Source organism: Limosilactobacillus secundus (assembly GCF_020784695.1).
Taxonomy (GTDB): domain Bacteria; phylum Bacillota; class Bacilli; order Lactobacillales; family Lactobacillaceae; genus Limosilactobacillus; species Limosilactobacillus reuteri_F.
The window spans coordinates 34,089-51,925 of sequence record NZ_JAJGUA010000034.1 but is presented as its reverse complement, the minus strand read 5'-3'; the positions used below and the strand labels follow the sequence as shown (position 1 = coordinate 51,925).

At 39.4% G+C, this 17,837-nt stretch carries 17 protein-coding genes and 1 other annotated feature; of the genes, 2 read left to right on the top strand and 15 right to left on the bottom strand.

Annotation, left to right across the window (positions count from 1 at the left end):
* Window positions 1–11 precede the first annotated feature (11 nt).
* Entirely contained in the window at window positions 12–1,355 is a 1,344-nt protein-coding gene (glnA, locus tag LMB57_RS05640; protein WP_229272255.1) for a type I glutamate--ammonia ligase, read from the bottom strand.
* 169 nt (window positions 1,356–1,524) lie between these two features.
* Window positions 1,525–2,448 carry a tRNA (adenosine(37)-N6)-dimethylallyltransferase MiaA gene (miaA, locus tag LMB57_RS05635; protein WP_229272256.1) on the bottom strand — a complete coding sequence of 308 codons (924 nt, stop codon included), beginning with the start codon at window positions 2,446–2,448 and terminating at the stop codon, window positions 1,525–1,527.
* Between the two features lie 114 nt (window positions 2,449–2,562).
* Here miaA and LMB57_RS05630 point away from each other — a divergent pair, with 114 nt between their 5' ends.
* Entirely contained in the window at window positions 2,563–2,739 is a 177-nt protein-coding gene (locus tag LMB57_RS05630) for a DUF3042 family protein (RefSeq protein ID WP_003664039.1), read from the top strand.
* A 230-nt stretch (window positions 2,740–2,969) separates the two neighbouring features.
* Here the strand turns inward: LMB57_RS05630 and LMB57_RS05625 are convergent, their stop codons facing one another.
* The 7 genes from LMB57_RS05625 to LMB57_RS05595 all read right to left on the bottom strand — a co-directional run bounded on the left by LMB57_RS05625 (window position 2,970) and on the right by LMB57_RS05595 (window position 8,387).
* Window positions 2,970–3,389 carry a rhodanese-like domain-containing protein gene (locus LMB57_RS05625; RefSeq protein ID WP_003672480.1) on the bottom strand — a complete coding sequence of 140 codons (420 nt, stop codon included), beginning with the start codon at window positions 3,387–3,389 and terminating at the stop codon, window positions 2,970–2,972.
* 13 nt (window positions 3,390–3,402) lie between these two features.
* A complete protein-coding gene (locus LMB57_RS05620) occupies window positions 3,403–4,374 on the bottom strand; it encodes an ROK family glucokinase (RefSeq protein ID WP_003675699.1) in 972 nt (323 codons plus the stop codon).
* Window positions 4,375–4,398: 24 nt separating this feature from the next.
* Window positions 4,399–4,638, bottom strand: coding sequence for a YqgQ family protein (locus LMB57_RS05615; protein WP_003668441.1), 240 nt, complete (start codon window positions 4,636–4,638; stop codon window positions 4,399–4,401).
* 6 nt (window positions 4,639–4,644) lie between these two features.
* On the bottom strand, window positions 4,645–5,304 hold the full coding sequence (locus LMB57_RS05610) for a rhomboid family intramembrane serine protease (RefSeq protein WP_229272257.1): 660 nt from the start codon (window positions 5,302–5,304) through the stop codon (window positions 4,645–4,647).
* Window positions 5,305–5,307: 3 nt separating this feature from the next.
* Window positions 5,308–5,862: a 5-formyltetrahydrofolate cyclo-ligase gene (locus tag LMB57_RS05605; RefSeq protein WP_229272258.1), complete on the bottom strand. Its 555-nt coding sequence runs from the start codon at window positions 5,860–5,862 to the stop codon at window positions 5,308–5,310.
* A 137-nt stretch (window positions 5,863–5,999) separates the two neighbouring features.
* Window positions 6,000–6,149, bottom strand: a complete 150-nt coding sequence (rpmG, locus tag LMB57_RS05600) for a 50S ribosomal protein L33 (protein WP_003664049.1) — start codon at window positions 6,147–6,149, stop codon at window positions 6,000–6,002.
* 138 nt (window positions 6,150–6,287) lie between these two features.
* A complete protein-coding gene (locus LMB57_RS05595; protein WP_229272259.1) occupies window positions 6,288–8,387 on the bottom strand; it encodes a peptidoglycan D,D-transpeptidase FtsI family protein in 2,100 nt (699 codons plus the stop codon).
* A gap of 209 nt (window positions 8,388–8,596) precedes the next feature.
* Between LMB57_RS05595 and LMB57_RS05590 the strand changes: the two genes are divergently transcribed.
* Window positions 8,597–11,212, top strand: coding sequence for a YfhO family protein (locus LMB57_RS05590; RefSeq protein ID WP_229272260.1), 2,616 nt, complete (start codon window positions 8,597–8,599; stop codon window positions 11,210–11,212).
* Between the two features lie 67 nt (window positions 11,213–11,279).
* Here the strand turns inward: LMB57_RS05590 and LMB57_RS05585 are convergent, their stop codons facing one another.
* The 6 genes from LMB57_RS05585 to pheS all read right to left on the bottom strand — a co-directional run bounded on the left by LMB57_RS05585 (window position 11,280) and on the right by pheS (window position 17,549).
* Window positions 11,280–11,669 carry a HesB/YadR/YfhF family protein gene (locus LMB57_RS05585; protein WP_229272261.1) on the bottom strand — a complete coding sequence of 130 codons (390 nt, stop codon included), beginning with the start codon at window positions 11,667–11,669 and terminating at the stop codon, window positions 11,280–11,282.
* A gap of 279 nt (window positions 11,670–11,948) precedes the next feature.
* Window positions 11,949–12,425: a transcription elongation factor GreA gene (greA, locus tag LMB57_RS05580; protein ID WP_229272262.1), complete on the bottom strand. Its 477-nt coding sequence runs from the start codon at window positions 12,423–12,425 to the stop codon at window positions 11,949–11,951.
* A 63-nt stretch (window positions 12,426–12,488) separates the two neighbouring features.
* On the bottom strand, window positions 12,489–13,145 hold the full coding sequence (gene udk, locus LMB57_RS05575) for a uridine kinase (protein ID WP_229272263.1): 657 nt from the start codon (window positions 13,143–13,145) through the stop codon (window positions 12,489–12,491).
* Window positions 13,146–13,257: 112 nt separating this feature from the next.
* Window positions 13,258–13,896: a C40 family peptidase gene (locus LMB57_RS09930; protein WP_229272264.1), complete on the bottom strand. Its 639-nt coding sequence runs from the start codon at window positions 13,894–13,896 to the stop codon at window positions 13,258–13,260.
* Window positions 13,897–14,081: 185 nt separating this feature from the next.
* Entirely contained in the window at window positions 14,082–16,496 is a 2,415-nt protein-coding gene (pheT, locus tag LMB57_RS05565) for a phenylalanine--tRNA ligase subunit beta (protein ID WP_229272265.1), read from the bottom strand.
* Window positions 16,497–16,502: 6 nt separating this feature from the next.
* Entirely contained in the window at window positions 16,503–17,549 is a 1,047-nt protein-coding gene (pheS, locus tag LMB57_RS05560; protein WP_229272266.1) for a phenylalanine--tRNA ligase subunit alpha, read from the bottom strand.
* Between the two features lie 36 nt (window positions 17,550–17,585).
* Window positions 17,586–17,793 (bottom strand) — a binding site (T-box leader).
* Between the last annotated feature and the right edge of the window lie 44 nt (window positions 17,794–17,837).

Below are 17,837 nucleotides of genomic sequence, written 5' to 3'. Positions count from 1 at the left end.
ATTGGTATTAATTAGTATTGTTTCATATAATGTTGACGTTCCCAGTCAGAAACATGTTGACGATAGGAAGCATATTCACGGGTTTTGGCTTCCATAAAGCTGTTATAGAGATGTTCACCCATTGAACCCTTGATAACCTCATCGTTAGCCAAAGACTTTAATGCGTTGTGTAAAGTATCTGGTAAATCACGAATATCTTTTTCAGCTCGTTCTGCTTTCGTCATCGTATAGATATTTTCATCAACATTATGAATTGGTGGTAAGTTATTGCGTAAGCCATCTAAACCAGCTTCAAGAACAGCAGCGATTGCAAGATATGGGTTAGCCGATGGATCTGCTGACCGTAACTCAAGCCGTGTTCCCATTCCACGATCACTTGGAATTCGCACAAGTGGTGACCGGTTAGAAGTTGACCACGCAACATAAACCGGTGCTTCATAACCTGGAACTAACCGCTTATAAGAGTTGACAATTGGGTTGCAAATTGCAGTGTAGCTTCGTGCATGCTTCATCAAACCGCCCAAGAAATGGTAAGCAGTTGCGGAAAGCTTATCTTTATCGTTTTCATCAAAGAAGGCGTTAGTACCATCTTGACTAAACAATGACATGTTGAGGTGCATTCCTGAACCGTTAATACCAGAAAGCGGCTTAGGCATAAAGGTGGCGTGGAAACCATACTTCTTAGCAATTGTTTTAACAACGAACTTAAATGTTTGAATGTTGTCAGCAGCTTCTAAAGCATCTGAGTACTTAAAGTCTACTTCATGTTGACCAGGGGCAACTTCATGGTGAGCTGCTTCAACATCGAAGCCCATCTTTTCGAGAGCTAAGACGATATCACGGCGGCAGTCTTCACCAGGATCTGCTGGTTCCATATCAAAGTAATTTTCCTTATCGTTAAGATTGGTAGTTGGGTTACCCTTTTCATCAGTTTTAAAGAGGAAGAATTCTGGTTCAGGTCCAATATTAAAGTCTTTGAAGCCCATCTTCCGCATATCTTCAAGAACCCGCTTTAAGTTGTTACGTGGGTCACCTTCAAATGGAGTACCATCAGTCTTATAAACACTGCAGATTACCCGCGCAACCTTCCCGTGTTCAGCACCCCAAGGGAATGTAAGCCAAGTGGACATATCTGGGTAAAGATACATGTCACTTTCTTCAATCCGAACAAATCCATCAATTGAAGAACCGTCAAACATAATTTTATTATCCATCAATTTATCTAACTGGCTAACCGGTAGATCAACGCTCTTAATCGTTCCTAATAAGTCAGTAAACATTACTCGTAAGAAATGAATATCTTCATCCTTTACCATTTGGCGAACTTCATCTTTTGTAAATACGTGTTTACCCATAAAATTTCATTCCCTTTCATACAATCTCTACAGAAATAGATGACCATACCAATCTATCTAACATCTGCTTCTCTCCTTAACACTGTGACTTAGAATAACAATAGACAGGGCATAAGTCAATTCTATTTAAGAGCTTTATTTTAATTAAAAAAATCTTTCCTTCCGTACTTCATTTTTTTAACCAATCATTTATAAACTGCTTAATTTGATTAATATCATCGGGATAACGCAAAATATCAAACCAGTGAGTATCAGCCTTATTTCTAAACCACGTCAACTGCCGTTTAGCATAATGGCGAGAATCCTGCTTAATTTTTTCAACCGCCTCGGCAAGGCTAATTTCGCCACGAAAATAAGGAAATAATTCATGGTACCCAATTCCCTTACCTGCTGGCAGATCTTCGCCTCCTTGATCAAACAACCATTTTGCTTCTTCTAACAAGCCATTTTGAATCATCAAGTCCACTCGCTTATTAATCCGGTCATATAAAACAGGGCGATCAGTAGTCAGGCCAATTAAAAGAAAATCATTTGTTGCTTTGAACTGGGGCTGCTTAGAAAACAATTGACCTGTTTTTTGGATTACCTCTAAAGCACGAATAACCCGGCGAGTATTAGACTTGGGGATCCGGGCGCTGGCCACTGGGTCTAACTTGTTCAATTGTTTCCAAACATACTCGGCTCCCTTTTCTTCGGCAATTTTTTTCCAATGGTTACGAATTTCAAGCGTTTGTTGATCAAACTGGTCACTCCCTAATGCTAGGTTATCAGTTAAGGTTTGAAGATAAAATCCAGTTCCACCTGCAATAATCGGCAAATGATTACGCTGAGTTATTTCGTCTATTTTTTGGTCCGCGAGTTGCTTAAAACGGGCTGCGGAAAAACGCTCTTCAATATTGCAGATATCAATGAGATGGTGTGGCACATCCCCCATTTCTTCGGGAGTAACTTTTGCCGTCCCAATATCAAGGCGGCGATAAACCTGCATCGAATCACCAGAAATTACTTCTCCATCAAATTCATGTGCCAACTTTATCGATAGCGCAGTTTTTCCTACAGCGGTTGGACCGACAATCGCAATTACTTTATTCATCTTAACTCTCCAATTTTTATAAATTTTATGCTAAAACTTATCCTTCTCACTGGTAAAACGCCATTAATTCTTGCATAATGGAGGTAACCTATAAATTCGAGGAGGTTTTATGTTATGAAACAATTAGCAAAAGGTATTTTAGTTGGTAGTTTGGCAACAGTTGCTGCTATTGCTAGCGGGGTTCTTACTTTCCATAAAACTGTCATTAAGCCAGCGGAAGAAGAAGAAGAGAAGTTTGATCAAAACCGTCGAGCTGCTATCCGTAAGGGCCGCTCAGCACACCAACTTTAATTTCATTTAAGATTCAAAAATAAGGAGTGGGAACTAGCGTTGCGGCGATGCAAAACTAGTTCCACGTTATCTTGCTATTGTTCGTGAAAACAGTTGAGGCTGGGAGAAAACTTAGTTTTCTCCCAGCCTCTTTCTATTGGTTAAGTTTTCAAGAGGCTAAATTCCAAACATTAGCAAATGATTGTTTAGAATCCTCAACCATCCTGATAAAAAGCATACAAAATACTTTTTTAATACTTGGACTTCTTAGTCTTACCGTCCCACGCACGATAACCATCCTTTAAGATGTAAAGGTGATTATACCCATGCTTACCTAAAAATGCAGCGGCCTGAGTACTTAATGTCATGCCTTCATCATATAAGTAAACTGGCAAGTCCTTCCGCAATTCGCCATATTGTTGACGAAGATATGGATAAGGCAAGTTACGTGCACCAAGAATATGACCTTGTTTAAAGTCATTTTCTTGTCGCAAGTCAATAACCTGTGCTTTTCGCATTCCTTGCTTAAAGTCATCTTGACTAAGGACAGTTGCATATCTCTTTCGACGGTAAGTCTGAAATGCCCAGCTAAAAATCCATACTAACAAGATGATTATAATGACTGCATTAAGAATCATCAAGCCAGAGCTAACTCCAAGTACCACGATCATTTCCCCTTACAAATTAATCTGCATTTACAAACTGACGAGCTAATGAAGCAGCACCGATAACACCAGCATCATTACCTAATTCAGCTAACTTCAATTGAGTTGAAGTCCGAACTGTTGGGAAGGCAAATTTTTCAAAGTTTTGCTTTACCCGCTTCAAAAGGAATTCACCAGCTGCGGAAACTCCACCACCGATAACAAGGTATTCAGGGTTCAATGCGTTACTTAAGTTGGCAGTTGCTAAACCGAGGTAGAAGCAAACTTCATCAACAACAGTATTAGCAAGGTAGTCGTTTTCCTTAGCAAGGTCAAAAACAATCTTGGCTGTAATTTCGTCACCGTTATCAATCATTGCCTTCAAACGACTGTTACCTTCATATTCTTCCGCCTTATCTTGAGCGATATGAACAATTCCAGTAGCGGATGCATATTGTTCAAGACATCCATGGTTTCCACAAGTACAAAGGTATCCATCTGGCTTAACAATCATGTGACCAACTTCACCACCGGCACCAACGACACCGTGGATAAGCTTACCATTGGAGATAAGTCCACCACCAACACCGGTACCTAAAGTAATAAATGCAACATCGTCACCTTCATTACCAGCACCCTTCCAACGTTCACCAAGTGCAGCAACGTTAGCATCGTTATCAAGAGCAAATTGCATTCCAGTGCCTTGTTCAATCTCTTCTTTAACATTTTGAGTTGTCTTCCAGTTTAAGTTGTAGGCACCAATAACAGTTCCCTTTTCACGGTCAATTGTTCCGGGAGTTCCCATTCCGATTCCAATAAATTGATCGCGAGACATTTTGTATAAATCAAGGTGGTGATTAATTGAGTTAATGATGTCTGGCACAATGTGTGAACCATCATCCAAAATGTTAGTCCGTAAAGACCACTTTTGTTGAATCTCACCGTTCTCCGTTAAAATTGCAAACTTGATAGTAGTACCACCAAGGTCAACACCAATTAATTTCTTAGCCATAATGATTCCTTTCCTGGGTAAGGTTTAATACAGTTTACCCCTTTTAATTCTCGTTTGTTCTTCACGATGTTCTTTACGCAAGACAATCTTTGCTTTTGTATAAGTTGAGTTATCTACAACTCCTGATTGATAGAGGTTATCAAGCTCAATGGCCATTAACTCAATGTCATACAGTCGTTTACCCACATATACAAACACGTTGAATTCCTTTAATAATTGCTGAACATCGTATAATGTGCGGTAGTTTCTTGAGGCGATTGCCATAAATTATCACTTCAATTCTAAAGTCAAAATTACCAAACTTACCGTTAATACAGCTCCACTTAAAAACCGTTTCAGGCAGGCAACAGTTCCTAACATAGGAGCACCAACAATAAATGCAATGAAAAAGCCACCAAATAAACCGCCAACGTGTCCTACCAAGTCAACTCCTGATAGGAAAAAATCCATCACAATATTGATAATAACAAATAACAAAAAAGTACGACTTAAGACGCGAACAATAACATTATGATGAAAACAAACACCCAACATTAAAAACGCGCCAAACAATCCAAAAATAGCAGTACTAGCACCAGCTGAAATTGTCGATGGCATGAAGACCGCGCTAGTAAGATTACCAAAAAATGCGCTGACAAAGTATATAACTAACATTCGCCAATGACCGAAAAACTCTTCAATATAACGACCGATATATAGGAGAGTAACACTATTGACTACTAAGTGTGATAAACCAACGTGAAGGAACACAGGTGATACTAAACGCCACCATTCACCTTCCCTAATTAAGGGCGTACTACGAGCACCCATGTTAAGGAGAGTTACTGTATTAGTTGAACCACCTGCATAAGCTAACCAGCAATAAACTAATACCTGAAAAATTATTAAGGTAAGCGTCACAGGCGCCAATCTTAGTCCCTGTGTCCGCATCTTTTATATCCCCGGTAAGTACAACACTTTATCTATCCGCTGATCGAATTCTTCTGGTTCCCATTCGTTTTCTTCAGCTAGTTGCGTTGTTAATGCCATTGAAATTTTAGGACCCTTATAGTTCTTTAGGTAACGATCATAATAACCGCCACCAAAACCCAACCTGTTACCAGATGCGGTAAAGGCTACTCCAGGAACAACCATCAAATCAATCTCATCTGGAGAATAAACTTGGCCATCATGTGGCTCTAAAATACCAAAAGACGTCTCGTCGAAATCGGTATCTTCATTTAATTCAACAAATTCCATTTGACGATGTGGCAACGTCCGCGGAACAACAATCTGTTGGCCCTTATGACGCGCATGAAGAATAATAGGTGCAGTATCAATTTCAAAAGATTGACTTAAAGTAACCGCAATTACCTTAGCCCTTGTCCATTCCGGTTGATCATATAGCAAAGATGCTAATTTTCTCTCTTCGTAAAGACGGGTGTTTAAATCTAATTGTTGAAGGCGCGCAATATATGCTTGTCGTAACTCTTTCTTTGAATAAGCCATTATGTTATGACCGCTCCTTTATAGTGAAGTAACAAACGGTATCAGATTTTATTATCACCGCTTAACGGAATTTATGCAAGCGTTTTTTTATAAAAATAAATAAAAAGAGCCGGTCTCCCAGCTCCTTTATATGGTCATTACTTAGTTTCCCGATGTAATGTAACCTTTTGTTCCCGTGGACAGTACTTGTTTAATTCAAGACGATCTGGGTTATGACGACGGTTCTTGCTAGTTAAGTAAGTCCGTTCGTGGCATGAAGTACATTCAAGTGTAATGTTGACACGCATTATTTTGACCTCCAAACTATTTCTTTTATTTAACGTGGTTATTTATCGTAACCCTAACTCGTACAACTATATCATTTATTCTTCTATTTGGCTAGTAATTTATCAAAGTTTGTTAAGGAAATTTCCTTGACAGTTTAATTAGTCACCGAAACCCTTGGGACTCTGAACAGTCTTCCAGTAGGCTTCAAAAATTTGTTTTGCCATTGTAAGGTTGGCACCACCATCGGAATTTGAAGCTCCTGGAATAGCCAAAGCAACTACGACTTGCGGATTATCAGATGGCGCAAATCCAGCAAAACTTAAAGTAGTTGTTGAGTGCGACTTGTAGTAGGTTTCAGCAGTCCCTGTCTTACCAGATACTGATGGTTTAACAGATGCCAACGCTTTACCAGTAACATAACGGTTAGACCCATGAACCACTTGATAAAGCCCTTGTTTAACGACATCAAAGTCAGCTTTAGAAGCCGGAATGGTTAATTGAACTTGTGGTTTTGTTGTGTATTCAACGGCACCAAGTTGACCATTGGCTTTCGTACCACGGATTTCTTTAACAATGTATGGTCGCATCCGGTTACCACCGTTAGCAATGGTAGACATATATTGGGCAAGTTGAATCAAAGTATAACCATCATAGTTACCATATGACAAGTCAAGTGCCGAACCGATATGCTGTTGGTCAGCAGGTCCTGTATAACCGCTTGTTTCGCCAGGTAAGTCGATTCCAGTTTTAACTCCTAGTCCAAACATGTTGAAGTAACCCCGCGCTTTAGCAAAAATACTTGGTTTCATTGTAATTTGCGCGTTTGGTGTATATTTCATCCCTGCTTCTTTCATGAGTAATTGCATCATATAAGAGTTAGAAGAAACTTCGAGCGCTGTTGCTGCATTAATTGCCATATTTGCTGATCCACCATGGTTAAACCATGATCCCTTAGACGAAGTTCCGGCAAGCTTAATCGGCATATCGGTTAAGGTATTATTTGTTGGCGTAATTACACCATCCATTAATGCCCCCATAACCATCGCCGGCTTTACAACTGAACCCATCGTAATTGGGTGATTGATAGCACCAATTTCATCAGGAGTTTCTTTACCTGTTGCTGGATCACGATCAATTCCAGCCATCGCATAAATTGCACCGGTATTGGGATTCATTACTACTGCATATACCCCAGTGGAGTACTGGTTTCCGGCAGCTGAGTAATTATTTTTCAAAATCGATTGAACTTGCTTTTGGAACTTTGAATTAATCGTTAGTACAAGGTTATCACCCTTTTTACCTGGGTACTTAGTCTTTTCTTTAGTTACATCATTTCCGTTAGTAGTAACTTCAGTTTGTGACTTCGAACCGGCTAAAGTTGATTGGAACTGCTTTTCAAGATAACTTTGCCCAACGCTATCATTTCGAGAATATCCTTGAGCAAGTAGTGAATTAACTTCATCACTTGGTAAACCAGTAGTTGAGACAGTTCCTGTTAACGATTGAATATCTGTACCTTGTGGGTAATTACGAGTCCAAGACGTTCCAATCTTTACCCCTGGCATTTCATTCAGGTGTTCCCCAACTGCTGCAAGCTCTTTAGCACTAACACCCGTTTCTTTAATATAAGTTGTTGAAAGGGAATATGCTCCACTCATTGCTGCATAAATTCGGGCATTATTCTTTTGCTGATCTGTAAGCTCCCATGAATCAGGATGCTTACTCAAATATTCGAGAGCTTTATCATATTTAGTATCTTCAGAATCTGCATCTGAAGTCTTGACATGTTTCAAAACACTCTTAAGCCGCTCTTTATCAGCAAGGTAATAATCCTCTTCATTTCGATCAGTTAAGCGCGAATTTTTATTAGAAACAGACACATATTTTCCTAAACGATTAGCAATCTGATAGAGCTGATCAGTAGTTACATTGGCCCCTTTAGTATAGGTAATGGCTTGATGAGTTTGATTACCAACAAGAACGTTACCTTGTGAATCATAAATCATCCCCCGTTGTACATTATTCGTCTGCGTTGTTGTATCTGATCGCTTTACTTCCGCTTTAAATGATGTTCCTTGTAGAACTTGAAGATAAAACAGGCGAATAGTTAACGCTAATAATAAGATACCAACAATCCATAATAGCATGTTCAGCCGGAATGGAATAATTGACTGCGCATTTTGACGCTTTTTGGTACGTGAACCAAATAAGTTCATTATTCGATCAAAGAATTTCACGGTTTTATAATTCTCCTTCATCGTAGTGAATCTATTTTAACAAAAATTACCTGCTTTAACAGATAGTTACCACTACTAACGTGAAAATAATACTCTTTATTTTATAAGAAATGAAGAATTTATTCCAATGATTTAATGAAATTTAATGAACAATAGTAATGAATATCATTTTAAAAAAGGATATGATAATGTGGATGTGTCTATTTAATTGAGAGAAGGAGAATTTTGCTGTGTTTTTATATCAACATCATCGTTTATATCGACGCAAAATTTTGATTGCAAGTTTCCTGTTACCAGTTATTTTGATGGCTTGCTATTTTGCATACCGTCAAATGACTCCCTTTGGTAAAAGCAGTTTATTAACCGTTGATCTCGGTCAACAATATGTCGATTTTTTCAGTTACCTTAGAAATACTATTCTCCACCATCCTAGCAGTTTCTTTTATTCGTTTAGCAAAGGACTGGGTGGTGAAATGTTTGGAACTAATGCATATTACTTGCTAAGTCCATTAAACTTAATTTTGTTATTCTTCCCCGCCCAGCATCTTGCAAGTGGGATAACCATCGTTACACTTGTTCGATATGGCCTGGCAGGATTGAGTTTTGCTTGGCTAATGCAAAAGACTGAGCTACAACAGGGGTGGCGAATTTTAGCATTCAGCACTGTTTATTCAATGAATGGCTGGATGATTGCCAACCAATTAAATATGATTTGGCAAGATGCTTTAATACTTTTGCCGTTAATTATTTGGGGACTCCTCAAACTTATTTATCAAAATCGTGTTGGCACTTATATCTCTTGGCTAGCCGTAATGCTGATTGATAATTATTATATGGGCTGGATGATTGCCATCTTTACTTTTCTATTTTTCCTCTGGCAAACACCAGCGTTGGCATCATGGCGACAACGGGGAGTAATCTTTCTCCGATATCTCGGCAGTTCGCTGCTTGCGGCGGGTATTTCAGCAGTCATTTTATTGCCAACTTTCTATGCCTTATTGCAAAGTAAAGGAACGTACACTGAAACCAGGATTCACAGCCGCGTTGAGTACTTTGCTCCTAAAATGCTTGGAAAACTTGTCCCTGGATCATTTAATTTTAATCAAATGCCAAGTGGTCAACCCAACATTTATATTGGAATGCTATTAATGCTCGGCGCTTGTCTCTACTTTTTCAATAATCGCTTTGACCTTCATCGTCGTTTGATTGGGGCAGCCATTTCTATTTTCTTTATTTTCTCATTCTGTTATGAGCCATTAGATCTTTTATGGCACGCTGGGCAGTTTCCAGTTTGGTACCCTTATCGTTTTTCCTACCTCTTCTCTTTCTGGTGCATCTATCTTGCTGCTAAAGTGCTTCAACCTGATTTCAAAATAAAAAAGCGCAGTGCACTTATCCTGACGTTGCTTATTATCGCAATTTACTGGTATGTTGGGACACTTAACTTATCGTATATTAATAGCAGTCAACGGAATATCGGCTTATGCTTTGCGCTGATCGCTGTTAGTTGTCTTTGTATTCCCCGCACAAATTCACCGCGCTTATACGATGCACTACTTGTTCTCCTTGCTGTCTGTGATATTTCTATGAGTGGGTACACGGCGCTTAATAAGATCTCTTACGTTTCACAGCCTGAATTTGGCAACTACACACTCGCTCTTGATAAAAGTATAGAAAAACTAAAGAAACATGATCCAGGCTTCTACCGCGTTGCAAAAACTTTTATGCGAACAAAGGATGATCCCTTCCAAGCAGACTTTAATTCTGGTGACCATTTTGGTTCGACCTTAGAGCCGCCAATTCCAGCCTTCATGGGTGCTATTGGGCAACCAGACGGGGATGGTTTTGTTACTTATACAAATGGAACCCAAGTGGGTGATGCGCTTCTGGGTTACAAATATACCATGGATGCCCGGAATACTTCAGCTGGGCAGGCATTACCCCTATCAGGTTTCCGTCCTGATTGGTATAGTTACCCATTAGTAGGTTCAACTTCAGCAGTCAATCTCCGTGAGAATCCACATGCGCTTCCGATTGCGTTTGGAGCTAATGCCGCCATCCTTCACCTTCAACGGACAACAATGGATCCTTTAAACTATCAGTCACAAATTTTTCAAACGCTTGCCGGTCGACCAACACTTCATTCATTATTTGCCGTTCAAAACTTTAATTCCGTCAAATTCAATAATGTTCAAAGTGCTAAGCAAATTACTGGTACAATCTTTAGAAAGCAAAACCTGCTTAAACCAGCATCGGTTCAGCTAGAATTTATTCCGCCAACCAACGATTCTTACTACTTAACACTCGGACCAAACGTTGAGGATAATGCCACAATCACAATGAATAACAAAAAATTCACCCAATATGACACCTTCCGTAATACAGTAGTAATCAACGTTGCCCATGATCAAAAAGGGCAAAAAATCCTTGTCAATTTGCAACTAAAGAAAGCAACACTTTGGATGCAAAATGTTAGTATCTATCAACTAAAACAACGATCGTTTATGGCAAGTTTAAAGACACTCCAAGAATCTCCCTTAAAGATTAGTTCATACCGTAGTAATCGGATCGTTGGCACAGTCAATCTCCAGCGTAATCAGCGCGTGTTGATGACCACTATTCCTGCTGCTAAGGGTTGGCATGTTAAGGTAGATGGTAATTCTACTACTCCACAGACCGTGCTTAATACGTTTATGGCCATTCCAATGAGTCCCGGAAAGCATCAGGTTGAATTTTATTACCGGCCACCATTCCTCATTCTTGGACTTATAATTACAATTATAAGCCTAGGTTTAACTGGTTGGTGGGTTAAGAAAGAACATCAAATAAAGACAATGTTTGATTAACAGTAAAGCTCTTTAGCATACTACCATTGGATAGTGCATGCTAAAGAGCTTTTTACTATATAAAAAATTAATGCTGAGATGCTCCAGTCGAGGCATCAGACTTATTATCTGAATGATCATCAGCGTCATTAACAAATCCAGCGACGTCAGGCGTATCGCCATCTTCATGTTGAAAATGAAAAACCGGTCCATCGGCTTGCGGATCATAGTCAACAGTAGTTATAAGATCCTTAAAGAACCATTCATCTAGCGAATCAATGTGATAGTTAATACCATCTTTCTTAACCTCTAAAATTGGGTCAACTGGTTTATCTTCACGAGTAAATCCTTGCGAAAATCCATGATGGACTTCGGTTTGGCCATAAGTTTTACCGTAAAACTTTATTCCATTCCCTGGTTCTAATCCCATTTCATCACGAAACCAGCGACTTGCAGCATCAGTAATAATTAATTTCATTTTGTTTCCCTCCAGCGTATAGTGGCATCGCTTTCATCCACCTTACTATAGCATAGTAGAAAAATAATACCAATAAGAAAAGCGAGGGGACTGTGAGATAATTCAAGGTACTTTCATAAAAACAAATAGCGCAGTACAACAATGGCCTCCAACGCTCGGTAAACCTGAACATTGAAGGCCTATTATTGCTTGCAGGGGGTTCCAAAGGCTAGCTTCGCGTCGAAAAACGAAGCCACAAGTACCTTCTGTCTCGCTCCCTCTTTGCTTAAATTATTTTAATTAATCAACCTTGATAATCTTTAACTTGATTGTCCCGTTAGGAACGTCAACTTCGACAACTTCACCGACTTTGTGTCCTAAGAGGCCCTTTGCCATTGGGGATTCATTAGAAATCTTACCGTTGAATGGATCAGATTCTGATTCACCAACAATTTGGTATTCTTCTGGTTCTTCATCTGGCAATTCTTGAATAGTAATTGTCCGTCCCATGGATACTTCATCCTTATCGACATCTTCATTATCGATAATTTCAGCATATTGAAGCATGTTTTCAATTTGGGCAATCCGGCTTTCAACCATTGCCTGTTCATCTTTTGCTGATTCATATTCTGAGTTTTCAGATAAATCACCATAACTACGAGCAATCTTTATCCGCTTAATAACTTCTGGTCGACGCTTCAAGCGGTATTCTTCAAGTTCATCTTCAAGCTTTTTCTTCCCTTCAAGGGTCATTGGAAAAGTTTTTTCTTCAGCCATTATAAACACTCCTCATAATTTATCCAGTGCAACATTACCATTTCTACTTCAGCTTGTAAATACCTATTGTAATTCCGTATGTCCACGTTTTACTAAAATATCACGGATCTTTGTAGACAATAGGTCGATTGCAACTTGGTTTTCGCCACCTTCTGGCACGATAATGTCAGCGTAGCGTTTAGTTGGTTCAACAAATTGATGATACATTGGTTTAACCGTAGCTAAGTATTGCGTAATAATGGAATCAAGAGACCGTCCACGCTCTACCATGTCACGTTGAATCCGGCGAATAATCCGAATATCATCATCTGTATCAACGTAAACCTTAATATCCATTAAATCACGTAAACGCTCATCATCAAGAATTAAGATTCCTTCTAAAATAATGACATCAGTTGGTTCTACGTGAACGGTTTTGTCTGAACGTGTATATTGTGCATAGTCGTATACCGGCATCTCAATAGCCTTATTACTCCGCAAGTCCGTTAATTGCTTAATTAAAAAATCTGTATCAAACGCAAGTGGATGATCATAATTTACTGCTTTACGTTCACCCATTGTCATATCTGCCTGATCATTATAGTAAGTATCTTGGTTAATAATCTGAATCGCTTGCCCATGCAATTGGTCATAGATTTTATTGCTTACCGTTGTTTTTCCACTACCGGAACCACCTGTAACACCAATAACTACTGGACGCTTATTCTGTTGAATACTCATCAATTTGTCTCCCTCATAAAACTTTCTAATCTGAAATAGTATATAGCACTCTTTTGTGATGCGCAAGATAATTACTAATTTAAATTATTAAAGATGAGGCAAAAAGAAAATATTAATGCATCACAACATAGTAATTTCCGGGGAAGTATTGTTGGGCAGTAATTTTAACTGTTTCATTTTCATTTGGTGCTTGAATAATCCGACCATCCCCAAGTGAAATGGCGACGTGGTACGGAGCATCATCAGAACCGTAGAAAACAAGGGCCCCATATGGCGCGTTTAAAACATTATCGTGAATATGTGGTCCTAAAGCTTGTTGTTCATACGTCGTCCGTTGTGGGATACCGTAACAATATTGAACCAACCCAGAACAATCAAATCCACCTGGTTTATTACCACCCCAAACATAAGGAGTTCCTAAGTAAGACATTGCCTTGTTAACAGAATCTTGTAGACTTTGACTGTTCTTGTTGGTTGGATCTTTTTTCTCAGTATTATTAGCAGGTGTCTCATTTTTATCTTTGGTTGGAATTGTCAACTTTTGTCCTGCAAAAATCAACTCTTTATTTTGCAGGTGATTAGCGGCAGCAATGTCATCCGCACTAACATTATACTTTTGCGCAATCCCGTTTAAATTATCGCCAGCGTTGACTGTAACAGTTGTATCAGCTTTTGCAGTTACAGTACCCATTGCCATTGCGCCAGCTACCCCTAATGATGATGCAAGAATTTTCTTTGTTGTTGATTTCATTATTTCGTTTATCCCTCTTTATATTAAATATCATTATTTCATTATCAAACTATTAACAAAATAGCAGAAAATTTTCAGCGCTTCAACCACTAATTATTTCTTTAGTGGTTAGCCCTATAATATAAATACGTAAAAAATAATTATTTGCACTAAAAAAAGGCCGAAAAATTCCAGCCTTTTAAATTTTAACGAATTTCTGCATCAACCTTATCTTGCAAGTAAGCAGTAACTTTATCAAAGGCCGCGTTTACTTGGTCTTCAGTCAACGTTCCTTTATCATCTTGATAAGTTAAGGTGTAAGCTAATGACTTCTTACCGGCAGGAAGGTGAGAACCAGCATAAACATCAAATAGGTGAATATCTTTAAGGTAAGCTCCTCCTTTTTGCTTAATGGCCTCTACAATTGTTGCATTTTCAACATCCGTATCAACCAAGAGGGCAATATCGCGAGTGATTGAAGGATACTTACTAATAGGTGTATATTCATTTTCAATTTTCGGTGCAGCCAGTAATAATTCTAGATTTAATTCAAATACATATGTTTCTGGAATCTTATATTCCTTAGCAGTTTGGGGATGAACTTGCCCAATGAAACCAACTAATTGGTCATCAACCATAATATCAGCTGTTCGTCCTGGATGCATTTCTGGACGATCACTAGTTGGAACATAAGCAACCTTACCAGCAATTCCCATATTCTTAAGGTAACGTTCAACGATCCCCTTTAGTTGGAAGAAATCAATCGGTTGATCCTTCTTATTCCAGCTATTAGCTACCATTTGGCCGGTGACCGCAGCTGCAAGGTGTTCTTGTTCTACTGGACGTTCATTCCCCATTGGCAAGAATACCCGGCCTTCTTCATATAGTGCTACGTTATCAACATTCCGCGCCACGTTATAGGCAACGTCATTAAGCAAGCCGCTAATGATATTCATTCGGGTAGCTACATGGTCAGAACTCATTGGGAAGTCGAGCTTCATTGGTTCAGCAAGTGGCTTAATTTGGAACTGTTTAGCCTTCTCAACAGTTGTTAAGGAATAGCTAATTGCTTGAGTTAAGCCCATTCCTTCGAGGTCATGACGACTTGCCCGAATAAACCGTTGCCGTGGAGTAAGTCCTCCCCGGTTACGCGTCATCGTTGGTAAAGTAGATGGTAAATTATCATAACCGTAAATCCGCGCAATTTCTTCATAAAGATCAGCTGCAAGGCTAATATCCCACCGTCGTGCTGGGGCAATCACTGTTAATTGATCACCATCAACAGTGTAAGCAAATGCCAAGCGATCAAAAATATCAGTAACTTGTTCCATGGTTAAGGAAGTTCCCAGAACATGATTAATCTTCGCCAGGGATAGTTTGATTGGGGTATCAACTGCTGGCGCTTCACTACCAGTAACAATTCCTGCTGTAATCGTTCCCCCAGCAAGCTCCTTAATCATTTCAGCTGCTTCATTCAATGCGGTTTCAACGGTTGCTGGATTGATTCCGCGTTCAAACCGCATTGAGGATTCACTATGAAGATCTAAGCGCCGTGCTTGCTTCCGGACCATTACTGGATCAAAAATGGCTGCTTCAAGGGCAACAGTTGTCGTATCATCACTTACTGCAGTTCCTTCTCCACCCATCGTTCCCGCAAGAGCAACTGGCTGGTCATCGACAGTTACAACAATATCATTTGCTTTTAAGGTTTGTTCATCCCCGTCTAACGTAACAAACTTTTCACCTTCATTAGCGTGGCGAACCCCAAACTTTTTACCAGATAATTGGTCATAATCATAGCTGTGGAGTGGTTGACCATATTTAAGGAGAATATAATTAGTTACATCCACGACATTATTTACAGGACGAATACCACTGTTCCAGAGGCGAATTTGCAGCCATAGTGGACTTTCGGCAATTTTAACACCTTTAATTACCCGTAATTTATAAGTTGGCGCAATCTTTGTATCATTAATTTCCGCCTGAAGAAGATCCGCTGTCTTTTCAGTCCCTTCTTCTTTAATTGCAACTTCTTTAAAACGCGACTTTAACCCGTAAAAGGCTGCGATATCATTAACATTTCCATAAATACTAAGCATATCTCCACGGTTAGGAGTTACGTCTGTATCGATGATCGTATCGTCCATTCCTAAGTACTTAAATACAGAATCACCATTTTTAGCATCATCTGGTAAGAAGTAGATCCCATCTTCGTAATCTTTAGGCGCAATCTTGTCGCTAAAGCCAATTTCTTGAAGGGCACAAAGCATTCCATTTGATTCAACACCACGAATCTTACCACGCTTAATTTTTTGGTTATCGGCAATTCGCGCACCGTGAAGGGCAACGATTACCTTTTTACCTTCTTGAACATTAGGAGCACCACAAACAATTTGAATCGGTTCTTCTTCGCCAACATCAACTTGACAAACATGAAGGTGGTCTGAGTCAGGGTGATTTTCACATTTTACTACTTTCCCAACAACGATCTTTTTTAATCCGTCGCTCAGCGAGTAAACGTCATTAATGTCAACAGAGGTACGAGCAATCTTTTCAGCTAAATCTTGAGGGGCAACATCTAAATCAAGGTATTCTTGAAGCCATTGATATGATACTTTCATTTCACATTATCCTTTCTGGTCAAATTGGTTAAGGAAGCGGACATCATTTTGGTAGAAGTTACGGATATCATCAACACCGTACTTCAGCATGGCAAAACGATCTGGTCCAAGTCCAAAGGCAAAACCGCCATATTCTTCTGGATCAACACCCGACATCTTAAGCACATTTGGATGAACCATTCCAGCACCAAGAACTTCAATCCAACCAGTTTGTTTACAAATTGCACAACCCTTACCAAGGCAGTTGAAACAAGTAATATCTGCTTCAACGGATGGTTCAGTAAATGGAAAGTAACTTGGCCGTAAGCGAACCTTTAACTTGTCACCAAAAAGATTTTGAGCAACTGCCTCAAGAGTTCCCTTCAAATCAGCCATGGTAATATTTTTACCAACAACCATCCCTTCAATTTGGTGGAATTGGTGACTGTGAGTCGCATCATCAGTATCACGCCGGTAAACCTTACCTGGTGAAATCATCTTTAGTGGACCTTGACTAAAATCATGTTTTTCGAGCATCCGCGCTTGCATTGGTGACGTTTGTGTCCGCATCAAAACAGACGGCGTAACATAAAATGTATCTTGCATGTCACGAGCTGGGTGATCCTTTGGCAAGTTAAGCTTTTCAAAGTTATAAACTTCTTGTTCAACTTCATCCCCAACTGCTACTTCATACCCCATTGATACAAACAAGTCCACAACTTGGTCAATGATTTGTTGAATAACATGAGGTTGCCCTTGTGCTACTGGTGTTCCAGGAAGAGTAACATCAATTGTTTGAGCTGCTAACTTAGCATTCATGGCAGCTTGTTCTAGCTCAGCACGCTTTTCTTCAATCGCAGCTGATAATTCATCCCGCACCTTGTTAGCAAATTGCCCTACTTTTGGCCGTTCTTCAGCACTAAGCTCACGCATGCCCCGAAGAACTGAAGTAATAGGTCCCTTCTTTCCCAGCATCTTTACGCGGATTTCATTAATTCGCTTTAAATCGTCTGATTGTTTAATATCTTGCAATCCTTCTTCACGAAGTTCGGCTAATTTCTCTCTTAGTCCCATATTTTCACTCCTTAATTCAAAAAAGCCTCATCCCAATATAGGGACGAGGCTTCGCGGTACCACCCTAGTTTGTAGGAACAAATCCTACACACTCAAATAATCAATAACGGTGATTGGCCGGAATACCATTACGTATCAGCTCCGAAAGTGAAATTCGCCTTAGATCACTGATTGCAATTCTCAGCTTATGGTTGCAACTCTCTAACAGGATCGTCTAGCTACTAGCTCTCATCATCGCTTTTAATTCAATTACATATTCTAGACAATCATCTGTAAGGCGTCAAGCGT

Excerpts from the sequence above, each read along its gene's own strand:
- LMB57_RS05610 (WP_229272257.1), bottom strand. The coding sequence starts at position 5,304 with ATGCGGACACAGGGACTAAGATTGGCGCCTGTGACGCTTACCTTAATA.
- LMB57_RS05620 (WP_003675699.1), bottom strand. The coding sequence starts at position 4,374 with ATGGCTAAGAAATTAATTGGTGTTGACCTTGGTGGTACTACTATCAAG.
- glnA (WP_229272255.1), bottom strand. The coding sequence starts at position 1,355 with ATGGGTAAACACGTATTTACAAAAGATGAAGTTCGCCAAATGGTAAAG.
- greA (WP_229272262.1), bottom strand. The coding sequence starts at position 12,425 with ATGGCTGAAGAAAAAACTTTTCCAATGACCCTTGAAGGGAAGAAAAAG.
- miaA (WP_229272256.1), bottom strand. The coding sequence starts at position 2,448 with ATGAATAAAGTAATTGCGATTGTCGGTCCAACCGCTGTAGGAAAAACT.
- pheT (WP_229272265.1), bottom strand. The coding sequence starts at position 16,496 with ATGAAAGTATCATATCAATGGCTTCAAGAATACCTTGATTTAGATGTT.
- udk (WP_229272263.1), bottom strand. The coding sequence starts at position 13,145 with ATGAGTATTCAACAGAATAAGCGTCCAGTAGTTATTGGTGTTACAGGT.
- LMB57_RS05595 (WP_229272259.1), bottom strand. The coding sequence starts at position 8,387 with ATGAAGGAGAATTATAAAACCGTGAAATTCTTTGATCGAATAATGAAC.
- LMB57_RS09930 (WP_229272264.1), bottom strand. The coding sequence starts at position 13,896 with ATGAAATCAACAACAAAGAAAATTCTTGCATCATCATTAGGGGTAGCT.
- LMB57_RS05625 (WP_003672480.1), bottom strand. The coding sequence starts at position 3,389 with ATGATCGTGGTACTTGGAGTTAGCTCTGGCTTGATGATTCTTAATGCA.
- pheS (WP_229272266.1), bottom strand. The coding sequence starts at position 17,549 with ATGGGACTAAGAGAGAAATTAGCCGAACTTCGTGAAGAAGGATTGCAA.
- LMB57_RS05615 (WP_003668441.1), bottom strand. The coding sequence starts at position 4,638 with ATGGCAATCGCCTCAAGAAACTACCGCACATTATACGATGTTCAGCAA.
- LMB57_RS05605 (WP_229272258.1), bottom strand. The coding sequence starts at position 5,862 with ATGGCTTATTCAAAGAAAGAGTTACGACAAGCATATATTGCGCGCCTT.
- rpmG (WP_003664049.1), bottom strand. The coding sequence starts at position 6,149 with ATGCGTGTCAACATTACACTTGAATGTACTTCATGCCACGAACGGACT.
- LMB57_RS05585 (WP_229272261.1), bottom strand. The coding sequence starts at position 11,669 with ATGAAATTAATTATTACTGATGCTGCAAGTCGCTGGTTTCGTGATGAA.
- LMB57_RS05630 (WP_003664039.1), top strand. The coding sequence starts at position 2,563 with ATGAAACAATTAGCAAAAGGTATTTTAGTTGGTAGTTTGGCAACAGTT.